This is a genomic window from Sphingomonas sp. 1185 (assembly GCF_040544655.1).
Classification (GTDB): domain Bacteria; phylum Pseudomonadota; class Alphaproteobacteria; order Sphingomonadales; family Sphingomonadaceae; genus Sphingomonas.
In genome coordinates, this window is record NZ_JBEPKL010000015.1 from 54,715 (window position 1) to 77,022 (window position 22,308).

The following is a 22,308-nucleotide window of genomic DNA, read 5'->3' on the forward strand; positions in this document are numbered from 1 at the left end:
CGCGGCATGAAGCTGAACCAACTGGACCATGACATCACGGGCGAGGGCGGCGACGCCCTCGTCTCCGGTTTCGCGATCGACCATCGCAAGGTCGCGCCGGGCACGATCTTCGGCGCGTTCCAGGGCGCGCGGGTGAATGGCGAGGATTTCATCGCCGATGCGGTGCGCAGCGGCGCGGTGGCGGTCGTCGCCCGGCCGGGCGTGGCCGTGGAGGGGGCGGTGCACATCGCCTCCGACGAACCGCGCGCGGCCTTTGCCCGGCTGGCGGCGGCGTTCTTCGCGCCCTTCCCGGCGACCGCGGTGGCGGTGACAGGCACCAACGGCAAGACCTCGACCGTCGAGATGACGCGCCAGCTCTGGCGGATGGCGGGGCATCATGCCGCCTCGATCGGCACGCTGGGCGTGACCACCGCCGACGAGCGGACCTATACCGGCCTCACCACGCCCGACGTCGTGACCTTCCTGTCCAATGTCGCGGGGCTGGCGCGCGAGGGCGTGACCCATCTGGCGTTCGAGGCGTCGAGCCACGGCCTGACCCAGTATCGGACCGAGGGGCTGGAGGTGTCGGCGGCGGCCTTCACCAACCTGTCACGCGACCATCTCGACTATCATGGCGACATGGGGGCCTATCTGGCGGCCAAGATGCGGCTGTTCTCCGAGGTGCTGTCGCCCGAGGGGACGGCGGTCGTGTGGGCCGACGACGTGGAAAGCGGCCGGGTGATCGACCTGGCGCGTGCACGCGGCAACAGGCTGGTGACGGTCGGCACGCGCGGATCGACGCTGAAGCTGGTCGAGCGGCACCCGACCCTGCTGGGCCAGGGGCTGGTGATCGAGGATGAACAGGGCGCGGTGCACAAGGTGCAGCTGCCGCTGATCGGGGCCTATCAGGCGGCCAATGCGCTGGTCTCGGCTGGCCTGGTCATTGCGACTGGCGGCGACGTCGCGCGGACGGTCGCCGATCTGGCGCGGTTGCAGCCGGTGCGCGGGCGGCTGGAACGCGCCGCCATCGCGCGCAGCGGGGCGCCGGTCTATGTCGACTATGCCCATACCCCCGATGCGCTGGAGGCGGCGATCGCCGCGCTCAAGCCGCATGCGGGCGGGCGTCTGATCGTGGTGTTCGGCGCAGGCGGCGACCGCGATCCGGGCAAGCGCGAGGTGATGGGACAGGTCGCCTCGCTGCATGCCGACCGGGTGATCGTGACCGACGACAATCCCCGGACCGAGGACCCCGCCGCGATCCGCGCGCAGGTGATGCGCGGTGCGACCGGCGCGATCGAGATTGGCGACCGGCGCGAGGCCATCGCCGCCGCCATCGCGGAGGCAGGCGAGCAGGACATCGTGCTGATCGCGGGCAAGGGGCATGAACAGGGCCAGATCGTTGGCGACCTCGTCCTGCCCTTCGACGATGTGTCGGTGGCGCGGGAGTGCGCGGCATGACGTCCCAGGCCCCCACCAAGACGCCGCCGGTCGACAAGGCCGATTCCGCGCAGCCGGACGTGCCCGCACGCGTGCGCCCCAAGCTGTCGCTGCATTATGGTGCCAAGACGCCCGAGGAGCGCAAATGACCCTGTGGACCGCGCAGGAGATCGCGGCGGCGACCGGCGGGCAGGCATCGGGCGATTTCGCCGTGTCGGGCGTCGCCTTCGACAGTCGCGAGGTCGGGCCGGGCGACCTGTTCGTCGCGATGGCGGGGGAGGCGACCGATGGCCATCGCTTCCTGGACCAGGCCTTTGCGCAGGGCGCGGCGGGCGCGCTGGCCAGCCAGCCGACCGATCATCCGCATGTCCGCGTCGCCGACAGCTTCCACGCGCTGGAGGACCTCGCGCGCGCCAGCCGGGCCCGGACCCAGGCGACGATCATCGGCGTCACCGGCTCGGTCGGCAAGACCAGCGCGAAGGAAGCGCTCTATGCCGCGCTGGACCGGGGCTGGCGCGGGGCGGTGCACCGTTCGGTCAAGAGCTACAACAACCATACCGGCGTTCCGCTGAGCCTGGCCCGCATGCCGCGAGGCGTACGCGCGGGCGTGTTCGAGATGGGGATGAACCATGCGGGCGAACTGTCCGCGCTGACCGCGATGGTCCGCCCGCACATCGCCATCGTCACCGCCATCGCGCCCGCGCATACCGAATTCTTCCCCGACGAATCCGCCATCGCGGATGCCAAGGGCGAGATTTTCCAGGGGCTCCAGCCCGGCGGCACCGCCATCGTCCCCTATGACAGTCCGCATCGCGACCGCCTGATCGCGGCCGCCCGGCCCTATGCCGCGCGGATCGTGACCTTCGGTTTCGATCCCGCCGCCGATGTCCGCGCGGTCGAGGCGATGCGCGGGCCCAATGGCGGCAGCTTCGTGACCGCCCGGCTGGGCGACAAGGAACTGAACTTCACCCTGTCGCAGCCGGGCCAGCATTGGGTGTCCAACGCGCTGGCGGTGCTGGCGGCGGTGGATGCGGCGGGCGGCGATCTGGGGCTGGCGGGGCTTGCGCTGGCCGAGATGGGCGGGCTGGCCGGGCGCGGTGCGCGGTTCCGCATGGCGAATGGCGCGCTGGTAATCGACGAAAGCTACAATGCCAACCCCGCCTCGATGCGTGCCACGCTGGCGGTGCTGGCCGAGGAGCCTGGACGCCACGTCGCGGTGCTGGGCGAGATGCGCGAGCTGGGCGAGGATTCGGCCGACTATCATGCGGGCCTGGCCGAGCCGATCCTGGCCGCGCGCGTCGAACGGGCGCTGCTGGTCGGTGAATCGATGGCGCCGCTGGCCGCCGCGCTTGAGGGGCGGGTCGATTTCGTCCATGTGGCCGATGCTAAGGCCGCGCAAGCCGCGCTGGCCTCGATCATCGCGCCCGACGACGTGGTGCTGATCAAGGGTTCCAACGGGGTCGGGCTGTCGCGCGTCGTCGCCGCTCTGGGACGCGAATCTCGACTGGGCGGGGCGCAGGGTTAATGTTGTACTGGATCGCGGAGCATCTGGGTTTTCCGGGGCTTTTCAACCTTATCCGCTATCAGTCCTTTCGCACCGGCGCGACGGTGGCGACCGCGCTGTTCATCGGCCTGATCATCGGCCCGCGCTTCATCGGCTGGCTGCGCGTCCGCCAGGGCAAGGGGCAGCCGATCCGCGCCGACGGACCGCAGACCCATCTCGCCAAGCGGGGCACGCCGACCATGGGCGGGCTGATGATCCTGACCAGCATGGCGCTGGCGATCATCATCTGGATGAACGTCTTCAACCCCTATGTCTGGGCGTGCCTGTTCGTCACGCTGGGCTTCGGGGCGATCGGGTTCCTCGACGACTATGACAAGGTGCGCAAGGCCTCGACGGCGGGCGTGTCGGGGCGGACCCGGCTGCTGCTGGAATTCGCGATCGCGGGCATCGCGGCATGGATCATCATGGGGCAGAACGGGCCGCACCTCTATCTGCCCTTCACCTCGCGCATGTATATCGACCTCGGCTATTTCTATCCGTTGTTCGCCGCCTTCACGATCGTGGCGTTCGGCAATGCGGTGAACCTGACCGACGGGCTCGACGGCCTCGCCACCATGCCGGTCATCATCGCCAGCGTCGCGTTCATGGTCATCGTCTATCTGGCGGGCAACGCGAAGTTCGCCGACTATCTGGGCATTCCGCATGTGCCGGGCGCGGGCGAGCTGGCGATCTTCTGCGGCGCGGTGGTCGGCGCGGGGCTGGCCTTTCTGTGGTTCAACGCGCCCCCGGCGGCGGTGTTCATGGGCGATACCGGCAGCTTGGCGCTGGGTGGGGCGCTGGGCACCATTGCGGTCGTCGCGCATCACGAGATCGTGCTGGGCATCATCGGCGGCCTGTTCGTGGTCGAGGCGATGTCGGTCATCATCCAGGTCTTCTTCTACAAGCGGACCGGCAAGCGGGTGTTCCGCATGGCGCCGATCCACCATCATTTCGAACAGCTCGGCTGGTCGGAGCCCACGGTCGTGATCCGCTTCTGGATCATCGCCTTCGTGCTGGCGCTGGCGGGCCTGTCGACGTTGAAGCTGCGATGATCGTTTCGCGGGACTGGGCGGGAAAACGTTACGCGGTGCTGGGGCTTGCACGCTCCGGCGCCGCGACCGTTTCGGCGCTGCTGGCGGGCGGGGCGAGGGTCGTGGCGTGGGACAGCGATCCGGCCAAGCGACAGGCGCTTGCTTCCCTATCCTTCAGCGGTGGGGCGTCGCCGCAAACCGTATCGCTAGAGGAAGCGCCCCACCCCAACCCCTCCCCTGAAGGGGAGGGGCTTATTCTGGCCGACCTCGACACGCTCGACCTTTCGGGTTTCGACGCGCTGGTCGTATCGCCGGGGGTGCCGCTCAATACACATCCGCTCGCCGCCGCCGCGCGCGCAGCGGGTGTGCCGATCATCGGCGACATCGAACTCTTTGCCCAGGCGCGCCGCGATCTGCCGTCGCACAGGGTCGTCGGCATCACCGGCACCAACGGCAAGTCGACCACCACTGCGCTGGTCCATCACATCCTGAAGACGGCGGGCGTGCCGACCCTGATGGGCGGCAATATCGGCCTGCCGATCCTGGGGCAGGCGCCGCTGCCCGAGGGCGGCGTCTATGTGCTGGAGCTGTCCAGCTATCAGATCGACCTGACGACCGGCCTCGATTGCGACGTGGCCGTGCTGCTCAACATCACGCCCGATCACCTTGACCGCTATGACGGCTTCGCGGGCTATGCCGCGTCGAAGGCTCGGCTGTTCGCGATGCAGTCGGCCGGGCATGTCGCGGTGGTCGGCACGGGCGACGAAGCGTCGGCCAATATCGCGCAGGGGCTTGCCGGGCGGACCGACGATCTCGTCACCATCGCATCGGACCCGATCGACCAGAGTCGCTGGCCCGCCTTGCAGGGGCCGCACAATGCCCAGAACGCCCGGGCCGCCATCGCGGTCGCGCGCGCCCTGGGTGTCGCCGAGGATGCGATCGAGGCGGGGCTGGCCAGCTATGCCAGCCTGCCGCACCGGATGCAGCAGGTCGCGACGCGAAACGGCGTGGCCTTCGTCAATGATTCCAAGGCGACCAATCCCGAATCCACCGCGCCCGCGCTCGGGGCTTTCCCGCGCGTGCACTGGATCGTCGGCGGCAAGCGCAAGGGCGACGATCTCGACGCCTGCGCCGCGCATCTGGACCATGTCGTCGCGGCCTATACCATCGGCGAGGCGGCGCCGCTGTTCTTCGATCTGTTGAAGGACAAGGTGCCCGTGGTCGAGCAGTCGGGCACGCTGGAGGCGGCGGTCGCGCATGCCGCAGCGGCTGCGCGGCCCGGTGACACGGTGCTGCTGTCGCCTGCCTGCGCCAGTTTCGACCAGTTTCGCGATTATGAAGCGCGGGGCGACGCCTTCCGCGCGGCGGTGGAGGCTCTGGCGTGACCGACCGGGCACCCAAGCCAGGCCCGCGTCCCGGCCTGATCGGATCGATGAAGGGCCGGGGCGGGCGCGGCGATCGTTCGCCGCTGGGCACCTGGTTCTGGGATATCGACCGGGTGCTGCTGCTGCTCACCCTGTTCCTGATCGCCATCGGCCTGGTCGCGGTCGCGGCCGCCAGCCCGGCGACCGCGATGCGCTATTCGGGCGAGCACCGCAAATTCGCCCCGCTCTATTATTTCTGGCGACAGGTGATGTGGGTCGGCGTCTCGCTGCCCGTGCTGTTCGGCGTCTCGATGCTGCCGGTCGTCACCGCGCGGCGCATGGCGGTGCTGGGGACGGGGATCCTGATCGCGATCCTGGCGGTGACTCCCTTTATCGGGGTGGAGATCAACGGCGCGCGGCGCTGGATCGGCTTCGGCATCGCGCAGTTCCAGCCGTCCGAATTCCTGAAGCCGATGTTCATCGTGACGACCGCCTGGCTGTTGTCGCTGAAGGCCAAGGAGCGTGATCTGCCCGCCACGCTCATCACCATGGGGATGACCGGACTGGTCGCGGGCCTGCTGATGCTGCAACCCGATTTCGGGCAGACCATCGTCTTCTGCCTGGTCTGGGTCGCGCTGCTGATGATTTCGGGCACGCCGCTCAAGGTGATGCTGGCGATCGGGGCGATGGCGCCGGTCGGGCTGGTCACCGCCTATATGTTCTACAGCGTGGCGCGGAACCGCATCAACGCCTTCCTGTTCCCCGATGTCGACGGCGAGGGCGCGGCCGACCATTTCCAGGTCAATGCCGCGCATAACACGCTGACCGCGGGCGGCTGGACCGGCACCGGCCCCGGCGGCGGCACGGCCAAGTTCGGCCTGCCCGAAGCGCATACCGACTATATCTTCTCGGTGATCGGCGAGGAGTTCGGGCTGATCGCCTGTTCGATCATCGCGCTGGTCTTCCTGGCGATCGTGGTGCGGGTGTTCGTGAAGCTGCTTGACGAACAGGACGAGTTCAAGCTCTACGCCGCATCGGGCCTTGCCGTGCAGTTCGGCGCGCAGGCGCTGATCTCGATGGCGGTGAATACGGGGCTGGCCCCGTCCAAGGGGATGACCCTGCCGTTCATCAGCTATGGCGGCTCGTCGATGATCGCGCTGTCGATCGGGATGGGGTTGTTGCTGGCATTCACCCGGCGCAATCCGTTCCTGACGCGCAGCCCCTATGTAGTCAGGTGGAGCGGGCAATGAGCCGTCACTTCGTCCTCGCCGCCGGGGGTACCGGCGGCCATATGGTCCCCGCCGCCGCGCTGGCGGCCGAACTGACCCGGCGCGGCCACCGCGTGGCGCTGGTATCGGATGCGCGCGGGGTGCGCTTTCCGGGGCTGTTCGAGGATATCCAGACCCATGTCCTGCCCGCCGGGCGCTTTGCGGGCGGGCCGGTCGGCTGGGCCAAGGCGCTGCGCGAGATGTGGCGCGGCCGGGCGATGGCGCGCGAGCTGTACAGCACCTTCCGCCCCGCCGCCGTCATCGGCTTTGGCGGCTATCCGGCGATGCCCGCTTTGCTGGCGGCGTTCGCGGAAGGCATCCCCACCGCGATCCACGAGCAGAACGCCGTGCTGGGCCGGGTCAACCGGCTGGTCGCGGGGAAGGTCGATGCGATCGCGCTGTCCTATGAGGACACGCAGCGGCTGAGCGCCAAGCATTCGGCCAAGACCCGGCTGATCGGCAATCCGGTGCGCGACCAGGTTCTGGCGCTCCGCTCGCGGCCCTATCCGCTGCTGGAGGAGGACGGCATCTTCCGCGTCCTCGTGACGGGGGGCAGCCAGGGGGCGAGCATCCTGTCCAAGGTGGTGCCCGATGGCCTGGCCATGCTGCCCGTCACCTTCCGGCGGCGGTTGCAGGTGACGCATCAGGCGCGGATCGAGGATATCGACGCGGTGCGCGCCAAATATGCCGAGCATGAGATTCCGGCCGAACTCGCCACCTATCTGCCCGACCTGCCCGAACAGCTGGCCTGGGCGCATCTGGTCATCGCCCGGGCAGGGGCCTCGACGCTGGCCGAGCTGACGGTGGCGGGACGCCCGGCGATCCTGGTGCCGCTGCCCTCCGCGACCGACGATCACCAGACGGTGAATGCGCGCGAGATGACCAAGGCGGGCGGCGCGCGGACGATCGCGCAGAAGGATTTCACGCCGGTCGAACTGGCCAAGCAGATGCAGAAGCTGGGCCTCGACCCGGCGGCGCTGGAGAATGCGGCGGGGCGGGCGCGGGGCTGTGGCCGACCGCAAGCGGCGAGCGACCTCGCCGATCTGGTCGAAAGCCTCGACGCGCCGCGCATGGTCTTGCCGGTGGGCAAATCGCAAAGGACACGGAATTTGGCAGGGATGGGCGCATGAAGGGCGTCGCCACGGATATCGGCACGATTCACTTCGTCGGCATCGGCGGCATCGGCATGTCGGGCATTGCCGAGGTGATGAAGAATCTCGGCTACCGCGTGCAGGGTTCGGACGTGGCCGAGGGCTATGTGGTGCAGGGCCTGCGGGACAAGGGTATTCCGGTCGCCATCGGCCACCGTGCCGACAATCTGGGCGATGCGGCGGTGGTGGTCACCTCGACCGCGATCACCCGGTCGAACCCGGAAGTCGAAGCCGCGCTGGAGCGCCGCATCCCCGTGGTGCGCCGCGCCGAGATGCTGGCCGAGCTGATGCGGCTGAAATCCACCGTCGCGGTGGCGGGCACGCATGGCAAGACGACGACCACCTCGATGGTCGCGGCGCTGCTCGATGCGGGCGGTGTCGACCCGACCGTCATCAATGGCGGCATCATCAACAGCTATGGCTCCAACGCGCGTCTGGGCGCCAGCGACTGGATGGTGGTCGAGGCGGACGAGAGCGACGGCAGCTTCCTGCGGCTGGACGGCACGATCGCGGTCGTGACCAATATCGATCCCGAGCATCTCGACCATTATGGCTCGTTCGACCGGGTGAAGGACGCGTTCGTCGAGTTTGTCGAGAACGTCCCCTTCTACGGCGCGGCGCTGCTCTGCCTGGATCACCCCGAGGTGCAGAACATCCTGCCGCGCGTGCGCGACCGGCGCGTCGTGACCTATGGCTTTTCGGCGCAGGCGGACGTGCGCGGCGTCAACGTCACGCCCATCCCCGGCGGCAACCGGTTCGAGGCGATCATCCGCAACCGCGACGGCTCCAGCCGCTCGATCGAGGGGATCGAACTGCCCATGCCCGGCCGCCACAATGTCCAGAACGCGCTGGCCGCGATCGGCGTCGCGCTGGAGCTGGGCATCGAGGACGCGACCATCCAGCAGGGCTTCGGTCAGTTCGGTGGCGTGAAGCGGCGCTTCACCAAGGTCGGCGAGATCGCGGTGGACGGCGGCACGGTGACCGTGATCGACGATTACGGCCACCACCCGGTCGAGATCCGCGCGGTTCTCGCCGCCGCCCGCGAGGGCGCGCGGGGCCGTGTCATCGCGGTGGTGCAGCCGCACCGCTTCACCCGGCTCGGCAATCTGATGGAGGAGTTCCAGACCGCCTTCAACGATGCCGACCGCGTGCTGGTGACGCCGGTCTTCGCGGCGGGCGAACAGCCGATCGAGGATGTCGATGCGCAGGCACTGGTCGAGGGACTGAAGCGGCGCGGGCATCGTTCGACCGCGACCGTCGCCGATGCCGATGCGCTCGCCGAGGAACTGGCGGGCTCGATCCGCGCGGACGACATGATCGTCTGCCTGGGTGCGGGCGACATCACCAAATGGGCGGCGGGTCTGGCCAGCGCGATCGAGGCGCGCCGATGACCCTGCCCGATACCGCCGGCCGACTGACCCCCGGAGCGCCGCTGGCGCCGCTGGTGTGGTTCAAGGCGGGCGGAGCGGCCGAATATCTGCTGGAGCCCAGGGACGTCGATGACCTGTCGGCGTTCCTGAGCGCGCTTGCGCCGGACGTGCCGGTGATGGCGCTGGGCCTCGGCTCCAACCTGATCGTGCGCGACGGCGGTGTGCCGGGCGTGGTCGTGCGGCTCGGCAAGCCGTTCAGCTATGCGCGGGCAGGGGAGGGGCATCTCGTCACCTGTGGCGGCGGCACGTCGGGCATCCTCGTCTCGTCCAATGCGCGCGATGCAGGGATTGGCGGGCTGGAATTCCTGCGCTCGATCCCCGGCACGGTCGGCGGCTTCGTGCGGATGAACGGCGGGGCCTATGGCCGTGAGGTCGCGGACGTGTTGGTCTCCGCCACGGTCGTCCGCCGCGACGGCACGGTCGAGACGCTGGGTGTCGCCGATCTCGAATATACCTATCGCCACTCCAACCTGACGGACGGGACGGTGGTGGTCGAGGCGGTTTTCCAGGGCCATGCCGCCGAGCCGGAGGCGATCCAGGCGGAGATGGACCGCATCGCCGCCGCGCGCGAGGCGTCGCAGCCGCTGCGCTCCAAGACCGGCGGCTCGACCTTCAAGAATCCCGACGGGCACAAGGCCTGGGCGCTGGTCGATGCGGCGGGCTGTCGCGGGCTGACCCTGGGCGATGCGCAGGTGTCGGAGAAGCACTGCAACTTCCTGCTGAACCTCGGCGGCGCCACGGCGGCGGAGATCGAGGCGCTGGGCGAGGAAGTCCGGACCAGGGTGAAGGCCCAGTCGGGGGTTTGCCTCGAATGGGAAATCCAGCGCGTCGGGGTGGCGAAGTGAAGGCCGCCACCTCCATCCTCCCCATCGTAGATGGGGAGGGGGACCGCCGCGAAGCGGTGGTGGAGGGGCGAGGGGCTTGCCCCTCCACCAGCCTGCGGCTGGTCCCCCTCCCCAAGCTACGCTTGGGGAGGAATGAAGAAGATCCCACGCAAACAACAAGGATCGCGTGATGCATATCGTCGTACTGATGGGCGGCTGGTCGGCGGAGCGGCCGGTGTCGCTGATGTCGGGGGCGGGCGTCGCCGATGCGCTGGAGCGGAACGGCCACCGCGTTACCCGGATCGACATGGGCCGCGACGTCGCGGCGAAACTGGTCGAGGTCAAGCCCGACCTCGTCTTCAACGCGCTGCACGGCTCGCCGGGCGAGGACGGCACGGTGCAGGGGATGCTCGACCTGATGGGCATTCCGTACACCCATTCGGGTCTCGCCACCTCGGTCATCGCGATCGACAAGGTGCTGACCAAGCAGGCGCTGGTCCCGCACGGCATCCCCATGCCCGGCGGCCGGATCGTGAAATCGCAAGAGCTGTTCGCCGGCGATCCCCTGCCGCGCCCCTATGTGCTGAAGCCGGTCAATGAAGGCTCGTCGGTCGGCGTCGCGATCGTCACCGACACCAGCAACCACGGCAACCCGATCGCCCGTGATGGGGCGGGGCCCTGGGCCGAGTTCGAGGAGTTGCTGGCCGAGCCCTATATCCGGGGCCGCGAGCTCACCACCGCCGTTCTGGGCGGCCGCGCGCTGGGCGTGACCGAGCTGAAGCCCAAAAATGGCTGGTACGATTTCGACGCCAAATATACCGACGGCCTGACCGAGCATGTCTGCCCCGCGCAGATCCCGGACGAGATCGCCGAGGCGTGCAAGTCGCTGGCGCTGGAGGCGCACCGCATCCTGGGCTGTCGCGGGGCCTCGCGCTCCGACTTCCGCTGGGACGATGAACGCGGCGTCGACGGGCTGTTCCTGCTGGAGGTCAACACCCAGCCGGGCATGACCCCGCTCAGCCTGGTGCCCGAACAGGGCCGCCATGTCGGCATGGATTACGACGCGGTGGTCCAGGCGATCGTCGATGAGGCGGTCCACTGGTACAAGGACCAGGCGGGATGAGCCGGACGATCAAGCGCGGCACCTCGCCCCGCCGCCCGGCGCCGCGTCGTCGCCAGCCGGTCAAGCGCGCGACGCTCTCCGAACGGTTGCTGGCGAAGCTGCCGGTCAGCGAGGAGACGGTCAAGAAGGCCGTGACCTGGACGATCCTGGGCGGTGCGGGCGCGGCGGCGCTGGCGCTGGCGACCTGGGTCGGGGTGCCCGGCATGATCGGCACCGCTATCGCCGAACAGGCGGGCCATGCCGGTTTCCGCGTCCAGCAGATCGAGGTCACGGGCCTGAAGCGGATGGACCGGATGACGGTCTATGCCGTCGCGCTCGACCAGCAGAGCCGGGCGATGCCGCTCGTCAATCTGGAGGATGTCCGCGCCAAGCTGCTCCGTTACGGCTGGATCAAGGACGCGCATGTCTCGCGCCGTCTGCCCGACACGCTGCTCGTCGATATCGAGGAGCGGAGTCCGGCGGCGGTGTGGCAGGACAATGGCCAGCTGACCCTGATCGATGCGGGCGGCGTGCTGCTGGAACCGGTGCGGCCCGAGGCGATGCCCGACCTGCCGCTGATCATCGGGCCGGGCGCGAATTTGCAGGAGCCGGGCTATCAGGCACTGCTGTCCGCCGCACCTGCGCTGAAGCCGCGCGTGAAGGCCGCGACCTGGATCGGCAATCGCCGCTGGGACCTGACCTTCGACAGCGGCGAGACGCTGGCCTTGCCCGAGGACGGCGCACCGGCTGCGCTGATGAAGTTCGCGGCGATGGACGGATCGCGGCCGCTGCTGGGGCGCGGCTGGTTGCGGTTCGACATGCGCGATCCTGCAAAGCTGGTTGCGCGCAGGCCCGGTTTGAATCAGAATCACGCTTTGGCCGATCCGGCGAAGGCCGGGGGCATGGCGGGCGACGTCGGACCGGGGAACGGCGCGGATGCGGCGGCGGTCGACGGGACATCACAGGGGTAACAGGGGCATGGCGAAGATCGCACCCGAGGGACTGATTACCGCACTGGACATCGGATCGTCCAAGGTGTCCGCCCTGATCGCGCGGAAGGGCGATGGCGGCGAGTTGATCGTGCTGGGCACCGGCCAGCGCGAGAGTCGGGGCGTCAAGCGCGGCTATATCGCCGATATGGGCGCGACCGAGGCGGCGGTGCGCGAGGCGGTCGAACAGGCCGAACGCATTGCGGGCCTGAATATCGAGAATGTCTGGGTCGGCTTCTCGGCCGGGGGGCTGGTGTCCGACGTGGCCGAGGTCGAGTTCGAGCTGGGGGGGCATCAGGTCGAACAGGGCGATATCGACGCGCTGCTGGCGGCCGGGCGCAACTCGATCGATCCGCAGGGGCGGATGGTGCTGCACGCGCAGCCCGCGCTCTACACGCTCGACGGGCTGACCGGGGTGAAGAAGCCGCTGGGGCTGCATGCCGACCGGCTGGGCGTGCATATCCATGTCGTCGCCGCCGACGGCTCGCCGGTGCGCAACCTCGACCTGTGCGTCCGCTCGGCGCATCTGGAGGTGAAGTCGATCATCGCCGCGCCGGTCGCGACGGGGCTGGCCTGTCTGTCCGACGAGGAGCGCGAACTGGGCGTCGCGCTGGTCGAGATGGGGGCGGGGATCACCAATGTCTCGCTGTTCGCCGGGGGCATGCTGGTCGGGCTGTGCTCGCTGCCGATGGGGGCGGCGGATATCACCGACGATGTGGCGTCCGCCTTCGGGACGCGGCGGCAGATGGCCGAGCGGATGAAGTGTTTCCACGGCTCGGCCAACGCGTCCCCGCGCGACAATCACGACATGATCCAGGTCACGCCCATCTCCGCCGAGGATGGCGGCGACACGATGCAGATCACCAAGGCGCAGCTGATCGGCGTGATCCGCCAGCGGCTGGAGCATCAGATGGGCGAGATCCGCAAGGCGCTCCAGCATCTGAAGTTCGAGGGGCCGGTGGGGCGCCAGGTCGTGCTGACCGGCGGCGGCGCGGAGCTGAAGGGCATCGCCGACTATGCGCAGCAGGCGCTGGGCCGCTCGGTCCGCATCGGCCGGCCGCGCGGGCTGGCCGGTCTGCCCGATGCGCATGGCGGCCCGGCTTTCGCGACGCTCGCGGGTCTGGCTTTCTATGCCGCGACCGATCCGATCGACCTGCGCAGCATCGCTCCGGTCAACCAGACGGTGCACCGGCCGAGCGGCATGGGGCTGTTCCGGCGGTTAATTCAGGCGGCAAAGGCCAATTATTAACGAAAAGCCTTCCAAACTGGACGGTTTTATGTTGGCACCGGGCAGTCCTCTGGTGCACTAACGATCAATCAGGGGCCCGGTCTTAGCGTATCGACCGGGAACGGCGGAGTAATATTGGGATGAGCATCGAATTCATCGCACCCGAGGTCGACGAACTGACGCCGCGCATCGCGGTGATCGGTGTCGGCGGTGCCGGCGGCAACGCGATCGCGAACATGATGCGCGCCGAGGTGCAGGGCGTGGATTTCCTCGTCGCCAACACCGACGCGCAGGCGCTGAAGCAGTCGATCGCGCCGCAGCGTATCCAGCTGGGCGCCAAGATCACGCAAGGGTTGGGTGCCGGCAGCCGTCCCGAGATCGGCCGCGCGGCCGCCGAAGAGACGATCGACGACCTGTCGAAGCTGCTCGAGGGCAGCCATATGTGCTTCATCGCGGCGGGCATGGGCGGCGGCACCGGCACGGGTGCGGCCCCGGTCATCGCCAAGGCGGCGCGTGACATGGGCATCCTGACCGTCGGTGTGGTGACCAAGCCCTTCGCCTTCGAGGGCAATCGTCGCGCCAAGTCGGCGGATGGCGGCATCGAGGAGCTGCAGAAGTACGTCGATACGCTGATCGTCATCCCCAACCAGAATCTGTTCCTGATCGCCAATGCCAACACCACCTTCAAGGAGGCGTTCGCGATGGCGGACGAGGTGTTGCAGCAGGGCGTGCGCGGCATCACCGACCTGATGGTCATGCCGGGCCTCATCAACCTCGACTTCGCCGACGTCCGCTCGGTGATGCAGGAGATGGGCAAGGCGATGATGGGCACCGGTGAGGCGACCGGCGACAATCGCGCGATCGAGGCGGCGCAGAAGGCGATCGCCAACCCGCTGCTCGACGGCGTGTCGATGCAGGGGGCCAAGGGCGTCATCATCTCGATCACCGGCGGCGACGACATGCGCCTGCTGGAGGTGGACGAGGCCGCGAACCATATCCGCGAGCTGGTCGATCCGGACGCGAACATCATCTGGGGCTCGGCCTTCAACCCCGAGCTGGAAGGCCGCATCCGCGTGTCGGTGGTCGCCACCGGCATCGACGCCGAGGTGAAGGTCGCGCCATCGCCCAGCGAGTCGAACCGCAGCGGCTTCAGCATGGGCGGCATGGCGCGCAAGACCGACGACACGCCCAGCTATCGCCCCAGCGAGCCCGCCGCCCCGGCACCCGCGCCGCAGGCGAGCGTGACCCCGCCCGCACCGGTCGAACAGCCCGTCGCCGCCGCTCCGGCACCCGCCCCGGTGGCACAGCCCGCCCCGGCGCCCGCCGCCGCTGCGCCTGCCGCTGCCAAGTCGACCGAGGAAGACGAGCTGGTGCTGGGCGCGGACACGATGGTCCCGGCGCCGTCCGCAGCGCCCGCCACGCCCGCGAGCCCGGCCGCCCCGGCGGCGGGTGGCGACGATGCCCGTCGCCGCTGGCTGGCCCCGGGCAGCGAAGCGGGCGAGGCTCCGGCCCAGCCCGCGCCGCGCGTGAAGCTGGGCGGCACGCTGTTCGAGCGCATGTCCAACGCCGCACGGGGTGCGCAGCGTGACGAGAATGCGCAGGGCGGCGACTCGTCGCTCGACATTCCGCGTTTCCTGCACCGGCAGAACAACCAGTAATCCCGTCCCGCAAGGGATGGACGAGAGGCCCGCGCGATCCGTTCGCGCGGGCCTTTTTCGTTGGGCGGCGGACCCGCGACGCCGTTTTCATCCGTCATGCCGGTGAAGCGGGGATCGTCCCGAACCCCGACCCCGCAGCGAAAGGCCGGGCCTTTGCCGGGCGACGGCGCTGGGGTGTCGCGTGCCGAGTATTCGAGATGTCACGCCTCGGCCCGGTGACCCAAAAGGCCCCAGCCTTGGCCGGGGCGGCGGTCGGTCGCCGCGCCTGTTGGTCGACGGCGTGGAGCGATCGGGCGCGTCGGGGGCGGGAAGGGCATTGCCGTGCACGGCAAAACGCGCTTTATGCGGATCGGTCCCATGACGTTCCCCTATCTTTCCCGCGCTTCGCTGGCGCTCGCCCTGATGCTCGCATCGGCCCCCGTTCCGCTTCTGGCACAGGCCATGGTCCAGCCGCTTCCCGGCACGACCGATGCCGACCGGCTGGGCGATGTGATGCGCCGCGTCGCGCAGAACCCGCGCGACATCGACGCGCTGATCGAGGCGGGCGAGCTGTCGATCCGCCTCGACGATCTGTCGGGCGCGGCGTCGCTGTTCGCCCGCGCCGAGAAGGTCGATGCGCGCGATCCCCGGATCAAGGCGGGGATGGGATCGATCCTGGTCCGGTCCGAGCGACCGGGCGAGGCGCTGCGCTACTTCGCGCAGGCCGAGACGGCGGGACTGGCCCCGGCGAAGTTCGCCGCCGATCGCGGTCTGGCCTATGATCTGGTCGGCGATCAGGTGCGGGCGCAGCGCGATTATCGGCTGGCCCTGGCGAGCGAGCCGAATGACGAGATCGTCCGCCGCTATGCGCTGTCGCTGGGCATTTCGGGCCAGCGCGAGCGGGCATTGCAGGAACTCGATCCGCTGCTCCGCAAGACCGACCGCGCGGCGTGGCGCGCCCGCGCCTTCATCCTGGCGATGGCGGGCGACCTGCCCGAAGCGACGCGCATCGCGGGCACGATGATGCCCGCCCAGCTAGCGCAGGGGCTGCAACCCTTTTTCCAGCGTCTGCCGACGCTGCCCGCCACCGACCGGGCCTTTGCCGTCCATTTCGGCGAGACGCGCGCCACGCCCGAACGGCTGGCGGACGCCCGGCTGGCCCCCAGCCTGCCGGTGTTGACCCCGGATGCGCCCGTCGCGCTGGCCTCCGCGACGGTGGCGACGCCCGCGCCGGTGCAGCAGGCGACGGCACGCGACGAGCGCCGCCGTGGCGGTCGCGGTTCGTCGCGCCGCGATCCCGGCGTTGCGACGGCGGCGCTTCCCGCTCCGGTCCGCACCGCGTCGACCGCGATGATCCAGCCCTTGCCCGACACGAACCGGGTCGTGGCCGCCGCCTCGCCGATGCGCCCGGTCCAGCCGCAGCCGGGCTTCACCTCCGCGCTGCCGACCGCGCCCGCCGCGCGCCCGGCGGAACCGGCCGCCGCGCCCACGGCCCCCGTCGCGCTGGCCACCGCCGAGCCCGCACGGCCGATGATCCAGCCCCTGCCCGCGCCCGCCACGGCGCCGGTTGCCACCGCACCGGTCACTGCGCCGCCGGTCCAGATGGTCCAGGCGGTTCCGACCACGCCCGAGCCGACGCCCGCCGCCCCGCCGGTCCAGCTCGCCAAGGCCGAGACCGCGCCGATGGTCCAGCCGATCCCGGTCGAGACTAGCGAACCGACTCCGCCGTCGCGCCCGACCCGCACGGCGGCGCGTCGCCCCTCGCTCGCCGCCTCGCACGCCTTGCGCGAGGATTCGGTGCTGGCACGGATCGTCGCCAATCTTTCCATCCCCGCCTCCGAACTGGGGGTCGAAGGGCCCGAGCGTCCGGCGGTGGTCGCCGCCAACACGCCGGTATCGGGCGGGGCGCAGCGCGTCCTGGCCGAAGCTCGCGCCAAGGCCGATCGCGATCACCAGGCGCGCGAAAAGGCGAGCGAGGCCGCCGAGCCCGCCGCGAAGGAAAGCAAGACGCCGACCGCCGCCGAGCGCAAGGCCGCCGCGGCCAAGGCGGCCGCCGAGAAGAAGGCGCTCGCCGCCAAAAAGGCCGAGGCGGAGAAGAAGGCGGCCGAAGCCAAGGAAGCCGCCGAGGAGAAGAAGCGCGCCAGGGCCAATCCCGAGCGCATCTGGGTCCAGGTCGCGGGCGGCGCGAACGAGGATGATCTGCCCAAGGCCTGGGCCGCGACCAAGGCGAAGGCCCCCGAGCTGTTCGCCGCGCGCAAGGGCTACAAGACCCCACTGCGCGCGACCCACCGGGTCCTGACCGGCCCGTTCAAGACCGAGGCGGAGGCGCGGGCCTTCGTCAATCAACTGGCCAAGAAGGGGGTTTCGGCCTTCCCCGTGACCAGCGACGCAGGGCAGGCGGTGACGCGGCTCGACGCGAAGTGAGCCGCTTCGCCCCCTGGGCCGCTTATCCCGATCGGAGCCGGGGCCGTCGCCATGACGAGGCCAAGGGGCTGGAGCGCGGCCCGCGCGACGCGTTCCAGCGCGACCGCGACCGGATCATCCATTCGATCAGCTTCCGGCGGCTGCGGCACAAGACGCAGGTGTTCATGGCGCCCGATGGCGACCATTTCCGCGTCCGCCTGACCCATAGCCTGGAAGTGGCGCAGATCGGGCGGACGATCGCGCGGACGCTGGGGCTGAACGAGGATCTGACCGAGGCGCTGTGCCTGGCGCATGACATCGGCCACCCGCCCTTCGGCCATGCGGGCGAGGACGCGCTGAAGGCGGCGCTGACCGATCATGGCGGGTTCGATCACAATGGCCACACGCTGCGCACCCTGACCGCGATCGAGCGGCCCTATCCCCGCTGGGACGGGCTGAACCTCAGCTGGGAGACGCTGGAGGGGCTGGCCAAGCATAACGGCCCGGTCCGCCACCCCGGCTGGGCGCTGCGCGAGGCGGATGCGGGCTTTCCGCTCGACCTGGACAGCCATGCCTCGCTGGAGGCGCAGGTTGCGGCGCTGGCGGACGATATCGCCTATGACAATCACGATATCGACGACGGCCTACGCGCGGGGCTGTTGACCCTCGACCAGTTGCTGAGCGTGCCGCTGGTCGCGCGCGGGTGGGACGTGGCGCGGGCGCAATTCCCCGATGTCGCACCCAAGAGGCTGGCGAGCGAGCTGATCCGTTCGCAGATCGGAGTGATGGTCAACGACCTCGTCGCCGAGACGCGGGCGCGCATCGCCGATAGCGGGGTGGGGGACGTCGCCGATGTCCGCGCGGCGGGCCGGGCGCTGGTCGGCTTCTCGGACGCGATGCGGGCCGAGGAGCGCGACCTGAAGCGGTTCATGTACGCCAATCTCTACCACCACCCGCGCCAGCTGGCGGCGGCGGACGCGGCGCACGGCATCGTCCAGGGCCTGTTCGCCGCCTATCGCGCCGACCCCGCGCAACTGCCTGAGGAATGGCGTGAGCGCTTGCCCGAGGACGAACCGGCGCGGAGTCGGCATATCGCCGACTTCATCGCGGGGATGACGGACCGTTATGCGGTGCGGTGCTATCGCGAGGTGATCGGCGCGATCGACCTGCCGGACGGCTTCTGACCGGAAGGCGGTGTTCGGGATTGGTGGCAATCGAGGCCTGACAAGCGCTATCGTGCCGTCATGCGGCAGCGCTCGACCAGTTGGTTGCGATCTCGAAGACCTGCACATGATCCGGCCGCCTAAGCGAGCCGTGCGGGACCGCCGCCATTCCGGTCCGATCACGATCTCTATTGGTGGCGAATATGGATTCGCATGGCCTTCCCCTTGACCCTTCTCAGCTATGGGGGACTGTGCGATTTGGGATTGCTCCTGGTCTACGCTCCATTGGCCGTGGTTCCGGCGATCCTGGTCTACTTCATGATGAAGCTGCAGGCATGGCGTGATCGCCGGGCGGGGCGACGCTTCAGCCACTATGACGTACGCGACTTTACCCACTGAGGATCGCACCAGCTCAATGTAATCTAAGTAACTGAAATTAAATGGAACGTGCCGGGGTTCGGTCCTGTTCTTGATCGGTTGGACAGGAGATCGATCATGGCACAGAAGGGCGCAGGCGGTAATCCCGGAGCGGTTACGGCCAAAGGCGGAGACGGCGCGCGTGGCAGCTTGGGGACCGGGCGAGGCGGTGGCACAGGCACCGGCGCGAAGAAGACCGCTTCCGGAAAATCGGACAAGGAGGGCGGGCATTCGGGACAGAAGATCAGCGGTGCGTGAACACGCCTGTCGGTCGTCCCGAATAGGAAACGGCCCGCTCTTCCCATCGGAAGAACGGGCCGTTTCTTTCAAGCCGTAAGGCGGAGATCAGCGAGCGCTGGTCTCGACGCCTGCGCCCAGTGCGCCACGGGCTTCGTCGGTCGTGAAGGCGACCTGGGTGGTGCCGGTCGTGCCGGTCACGCGGTGGCCCTTCACCACGAAGCGGAACGGCTCGCCGCCCGGATAGCGACGGCCCTGGATCACCGGATTGCCGTTTTCGGTCGACCGGGTGTAGACATAGGTCTGGCCTTCGTGAACGAAGCGCTGCTCGCCCTCGGCGGCGATCGCGCCGACGGTGGGGATGGCGGCGACGGCCGCGGCCAGGATCAGAATGGTCTTGCGCATGATCGAAACTCCCGCTTTTTGCGTTGAGCCGGATCAGGTCCTCTCGCGCTGTAACTTTCGTATACCGAGTTATTGCGGCGCAGCATGGACGGCAACTGCAAAGGGCTGGGGCATGGATGCACTGCGCGCAATCGCCCGCCCGGCCCGCCCGCCAAGCATGATTTGAAGCGCGCGCCCGATTTCGCTAGAGCGCAACGCTTTCCTATCCCCGATCGGACGATGCGATGACCCTCTACACCCGCTTTGCCGCGCATATCGATGCGGCGCTGGACACGCTGGTTGCCGCCGGCACGTTGCCCGGCGGGCTGGATCGCCGCAACGTCACGGTCGAGCCGCCGCGCGACGCGTCGCATGGCGACCTCGCCACCAACGCCGCGATGGTGCTGGCCAAGCCCGCCGGGACCAACCCGCGCGCGCTGGCCGAGGCGCTGGCCGCCGAACTGGGCAAGCTGGACGAGGTGGACAGCGTCGCGGTCGCCGGGCCGGGCTTCCTCAACATGCGGCTGACCGACGCCGCCTGGCGCGACGAACTGGCGGCGATCCCGCAGGCGGGGGGCGATTATGGTCGCTCGGCGCGCGGGAACGGCGTGACGGTCAACATCGAATATGTCTCGGCCAACCCGACCGGCCCGATGCATATGGGCCATTGCCGGGGCGCGGTGGTGGGCGATGCGCTCGCCACGCTGCTGGAATTTGCGGGCCACAAGGTCATCCGCGAATATTATGTCAACGATGCGGGCGGCCAGGTCGACGTGCTCGCCCGTTCGGCGCATCTGCGCTACCGCGAGGCGCTGGGCGCGACGATCGAGATTCCCGAGGGGCTCTATCCGGGCGAGTATCTGAAGCCGGTGGGCGAGGCGCTGGCCGCCGAGTTCGGCGACGCCTATGTCGACGCGCCCGAGGGCGAATGGCTGATCCTGTTCCGCACCCGCGCGGTGGCGGCGATGATGGCGATGATCCGCGAGGATCTGGCGCTGCTCGGCATCCATCACGACCTGTTTTCCTCCGAGGCCGAGCTTCAGGCGGCGGGCAAGCCCGAGGCGGCCGAGGCCGAGCTGCGCGCGCGCGGCCTGGTCTATGATGGCGTGCTGGAAGCCCCCAAGGGCGAGACGCCCGAGGATTGGGAGCCGGTCGAGCTGCCGCTGTTCCGCTCCAGCCAGTTCGGCGACGATCAGGATCGCCCGATCAAGAAGTCGAACGGCAGCTGGACCTATTTCGGCGCCGACCTGGCCTATCACTATCAGAAGGCGCAGTCCGCCGATCAGCTGATCGACATCTGGGGCGCCGACCATGCGGGCACCGTCAAGCGGATCGTCGCGGCGGTCGAGGCGCTGACCGGCGGCAAGACCAAGTTCGACGTCAAGCTGGTCCAGATGGTCCGCCTGCTGCGCGGTGGCGAGCCGGTGAAGATGTCGAAGCGCGCGGGCAATTTCGTCACGCTGGCCGATGTCGTGCGCGAGGTCGGCAAGGACGTGGTGCGCTTCACCATGCTGACCCGCCGCGCCGATGCGCAGATGGACTTCGACTTTGCCAAGGTGGTCGAGGCGTCGAAGGACAATCCCGTCTTCTACGTCCAATACGCCCATGCCCGCATCGCCTCGCTGAAGCGCCGCGCGGCCGAGGCGGGGATCGAGGGCGGCACCGCCGACCTGTCGCTGCTCGATACCGAGGATCTGGCGCTGGTGAAGCTGGCCGCGCAATTCCCGCGCATCGTCGAGACGGCGGCGGCGGCGCGCGAGCCGCATCGCATCGCCTTCTATCTCTATGACCTGGCGGCGGCCTTCCATGCCGCATGGAATGTCGGCAACGACCGGGTCGATCGCCGCTTCCTGATCGCGGAGAATCCCGATGTCACGCGCGCGCGGCTTTTCCTGAGCGAAGGGATCGGGCAGATTATCCGCAACGGCCTGGCGCTGATGGGCGTCGAGGCCGTGTCGGAGATGAAGTGATGGCGAACGAGATGGACCTGCGCGGCTATGACCAACAGGAGGACGATCGTCTTCCCTGGCTGGAAACCGTCGAGGCGGACGAGCCCGAGGGCGTCGGCATCGGCAAGGTCGTGGCGCTGGTCATCCTGGGCCTCGCCATTCTCGCCTTTATCGGCTTCGCGTTGTACAAGTGGCAGGCGCACACCGCCGCCGCCGATGGCGACGGTGCGATCATCGCCGCGCCCGAGGGCGACTATAAGGTGCGTCCGGCCGATCCGGGCGGGCTGAAGGTCAAGGGCGAGGGCAATACCGCGATCGCCACCAGCGCGGGCAAGCCCGGCGGCACCGGCGCGATCGACCTGCGCGCCGTGCCCGAGGCGCCGATGAACGGCACCCGCGTCGTCCAGAAGCCCGCCGAGCCCAATGGCGGCCGCAATGCCGTGGCGCAGGTGCCCGAATCGGGCGGCAGGCTGGTCGCGCCCGCGCCCGTGGCGGCGGCGCGGCCCGCCCCGGCTGCCGCGACCGGCAGCGGGTCGATGGTCCAGCTGGGCGCCTATCCCAGCGAATCCTCGGCCAATGCCGCATGGGACCGCTTCTCCAAGCGCTTTTCCTATGTCGGCGCGCTGGGCAAGGTGGTCCAGCCGGTCGCGTCGAACGGCAAGACCCTCTACCGCCTGCGCGTGAATGCCGGGTCGGCCAACCAGGCCGCCGATATCTGCGGTCGCCTGCGCGTGGCGGGCGAGAGCTGCTTCGTCGCCAGCTGATCCATCAC

Annotated in this window: 19 protein-coding genes; 18 read left to right on the forward strand and 1 reads right to left on the reverse strand. The window is 69.2% G+C overall.

Annotated features, from left to right (window positions below; translation table 11 throughout):
* Positions 1-6: 6 nt before the first annotated feature.
* The 16 genes from ABIC44_RS11660 to ABIC44_RS11735 all read left to right on the forward strand — a co-directional run bounded on the left by ABIC44_RS11660 (position 7) and on the right by ABIC44_RS11735 (position 18,948).
* On the forward strand, positions 7-1,437 hold the full coding sequence (locus tag ABIC44_RS11660) for a UDP-N-acetylmuramoyl-L-alanyl-D-glutamate--2,6-diaminopimelate ligase (RefSeq protein ID WP_309693352.1): 1,431 nt from the start codon (positions 7-9) through the stop codon (positions 1,435-1,437).
* Positions 1,434-1,565, forward strand: a complete 132-nt coding sequence (locus tag ABIC44_RS11665; protein ID WP_354295575.1) for a hypothetical protein — start codon at positions 1,434-1,436, stop codon at positions 1,563-1,565. Before ABIC44_RS11660 ends, ABIC44_RS11665 begins: the two co-directional genes overlap by 4 nt.
* Entirely contained in the window at positions 1,562-2,941 is a 1,380-nt protein-coding gene (locus ABIC44_RS11670; protein WP_354295576.1) for a UDP-N-acetylmuramoyl-tripeptide--D-alanyl-D-alanine ligase, read from the forward strand. Before ABIC44_RS11665 ends, ABIC44_RS11670 begins: the two co-directional genes overlap by 4 nt.
* Positions 2,941-4,011: a phospho-N-acetylmuramoyl-pentapeptide-transferase gene (gene mraY, locus ABIC44_RS11675; RefSeq protein WP_307103386.1), complete on the forward strand. Its 1,071-nt coding sequence runs from the start codon at positions 2,941-2,943 to the stop codon at positions 4,009-4,011. Before ABIC44_RS11670 ends, mraY begins: the two co-directional genes overlap by 1 nt.
* Entirely contained in the window at positions 4,008-5,375 is a 1,368-nt protein-coding gene (gene murD / locus ABIC44_RS11680) for a UDP-N-acetylmuramoyl-L-alanine--D-glutamate ligase (protein WP_354295577.1), read from the forward strand. Before mraY ends, murD begins: the two co-directional genes overlap by 4 nt.
* A gap of 47 nt (positions 5,376-5,422) precedes the next feature.
* Positions 5,423-6,604: an FtsW/RodA/SpoVE family cell cycle protein gene (locus ABIC44_RS11685; RefSeq protein WP_307104767.1), complete on the forward strand. Its 1,182-nt coding sequence runs from the start codon at positions 5,423-5,425 to the stop codon at positions 6,602-6,604.
* Positions 6,601-7,752, forward strand: coding sequence for an undecaprenyldiphospho-muramoylpentapeptide beta-N-acetylglucosaminyltransferase (gene murG, locus ABIC44_RS11690; RefSeq protein ID WP_354295578.1), 1,152 nt, complete (start codon positions 6,601-6,603; stop codon positions 7,750-7,752). The genes ABIC44_RS11685 and murG overlap by 4 nt, the downstream gene beginning before the upstream one ends.
* Positions 7,749-9,164 (forward strand): UDP-N-acetylmuramate--L-alanine ligase, encoded by a 1,416-nt coding sequence (gene murC / locus ABIC44_RS11695; RefSeq protein ID WP_354295579.1) that lies wholly within the window; start codon positions 7,749-7,751, stop codon positions 9,162-9,164. Before murG ends, murC begins: the two co-directional genes overlap by 4 nt.
* Complete coding sequence (murB, locus tag ABIC44_RS11700; protein ID WP_354295580.1) at positions 9,161-10,048, forward strand: UDP-N-acetylmuramate dehydrogenase; 888 nt, start codon at positions 9,161-9,163, stop codon at positions 10,046-10,048. Before murC ends, murB begins: the two co-directional genes overlap by 4 nt.
* A 169-nt stretch (positions 10,049-10,217) precedes the next feature.
* Positions 10,218-11,150, forward strand: a complete 933-nt coding sequence (locus ABIC44_RS11705) for a D-alanine--D-alanine ligase (protein ID WP_354295581.1) — start codon at positions 10,218-10,220, stop codon at positions 11,148-11,150.
* Positions 11,147-12,100, forward strand: a complete 954-nt coding sequence (locus ABIC44_RS11710) for a cell division protein FtsQ/DivIB (protein ID WP_307103399.1) — start codon at positions 11,147-11,149, stop codon at positions 12,098-12,100. The genes ABIC44_RS11705 and ABIC44_RS11710 overlap by 4 nt, the downstream gene beginning before the upstream one ends.
* 7 nt (positions 12,101-12,107) lie before the next feature.
* Positions 12,108-13,367, forward strand: coding sequence for a cell division protein FtsA (ftsA, locus tag ABIC44_RS11715; protein WP_307103401.1), 1,260 nt, complete (start codon positions 12,108-12,110; stop codon positions 13,365-13,367).
* A gap of 119 nt (positions 13,368-13,486) precedes the next feature.
* Positions 13,487-15,004 (forward strand): cell division protein FtsZ, encoded by a 1,518-nt coding sequence (gene ftsZ, locus ABIC44_RS11720; RefSeq protein ID WP_354295582.1) that lies wholly within the window; start codon positions 13,487-13,489, stop codon positions 15,002-15,004.
* 357 nt (positions 15,005-15,361) lie between these two features.
* On the forward strand, positions 15,362-17,407 hold the full coding sequence (locus ABIC44_RS11725; protein ID WP_354295583.1) for an SPOR domain-containing protein: 2,046 nt from the start codon (positions 15,362-15,364) through the stop codon (positions 17,405-17,407).
* Positions 17,404-18,570 (forward strand): deoxyguanosinetriphosphate triphosphohydrolase, encoded by a 1,167-nt coding sequence (locus tag ABIC44_RS11730; protein WP_354295584.1) that lies wholly within the window; start codon positions 17,404-17,406, stop codon positions 18,568-18,570. The genes ABIC44_RS11725 and ABIC44_RS11730 overlap by 4 nt, the downstream gene beginning before the upstream one ends.
* Positions 18,571-18,762: 192 nt before the next feature.
* A complete protein-coding gene (locus ABIC44_RS11735; RefSeq protein ID WP_354295585.1) occupies positions 18,763-18,948 on the forward strand; it encodes a hypothetical protein in 186 nt (61 codons plus the stop codon).
* A 363-nt stretch (positions 18,949-19,311) separates the two neighbouring features.
* Here ABIC44_RS11735 and ABIC44_RS11740 read toward each other — a convergent pair whose 3' ends face one another.
* Positions 19,312-19,608, reverse strand: coding sequence for a hypothetical protein (locus ABIC44_RS11740; protein ID WP_307103408.1), 297 nt, complete (start codon positions 19,606-19,608; stop codon positions 19,312-19,314).
* Between the two features lie 224 nt (positions 19,609-19,832).
* Here ABIC44_RS11740 and argS point away from each other — a divergent pair, with 224 nt between their 5' ends.
* Together argS and ABIC44_RS11750 are read left to right on the forward strand one after the other, a co-directional pair.
* Positions 19,833-21,557, forward strand: a complete 1,725-nt coding sequence (gene argS / locus ABIC44_RS11745) for an arginine--tRNA ligase (protein WP_354295587.1) — start codon at positions 19,833-19,835, stop codon at positions 21,555-21,557.
* Positions 21,557-22,300: an SPOR domain-containing protein gene (locus ABIC44_RS11750; protein ID WP_354295589.1), complete on the forward strand. Its 744-nt coding sequence runs from the start codon at positions 21,557-21,559 to the stop codon at positions 22,298-22,300. Before argS ends, ABIC44_RS11750 begins: the two co-directional genes overlap by 1 nt.
* The last annotated feature ends 8 nt before the right edge of the window (positions 22,301-22,308 follow it).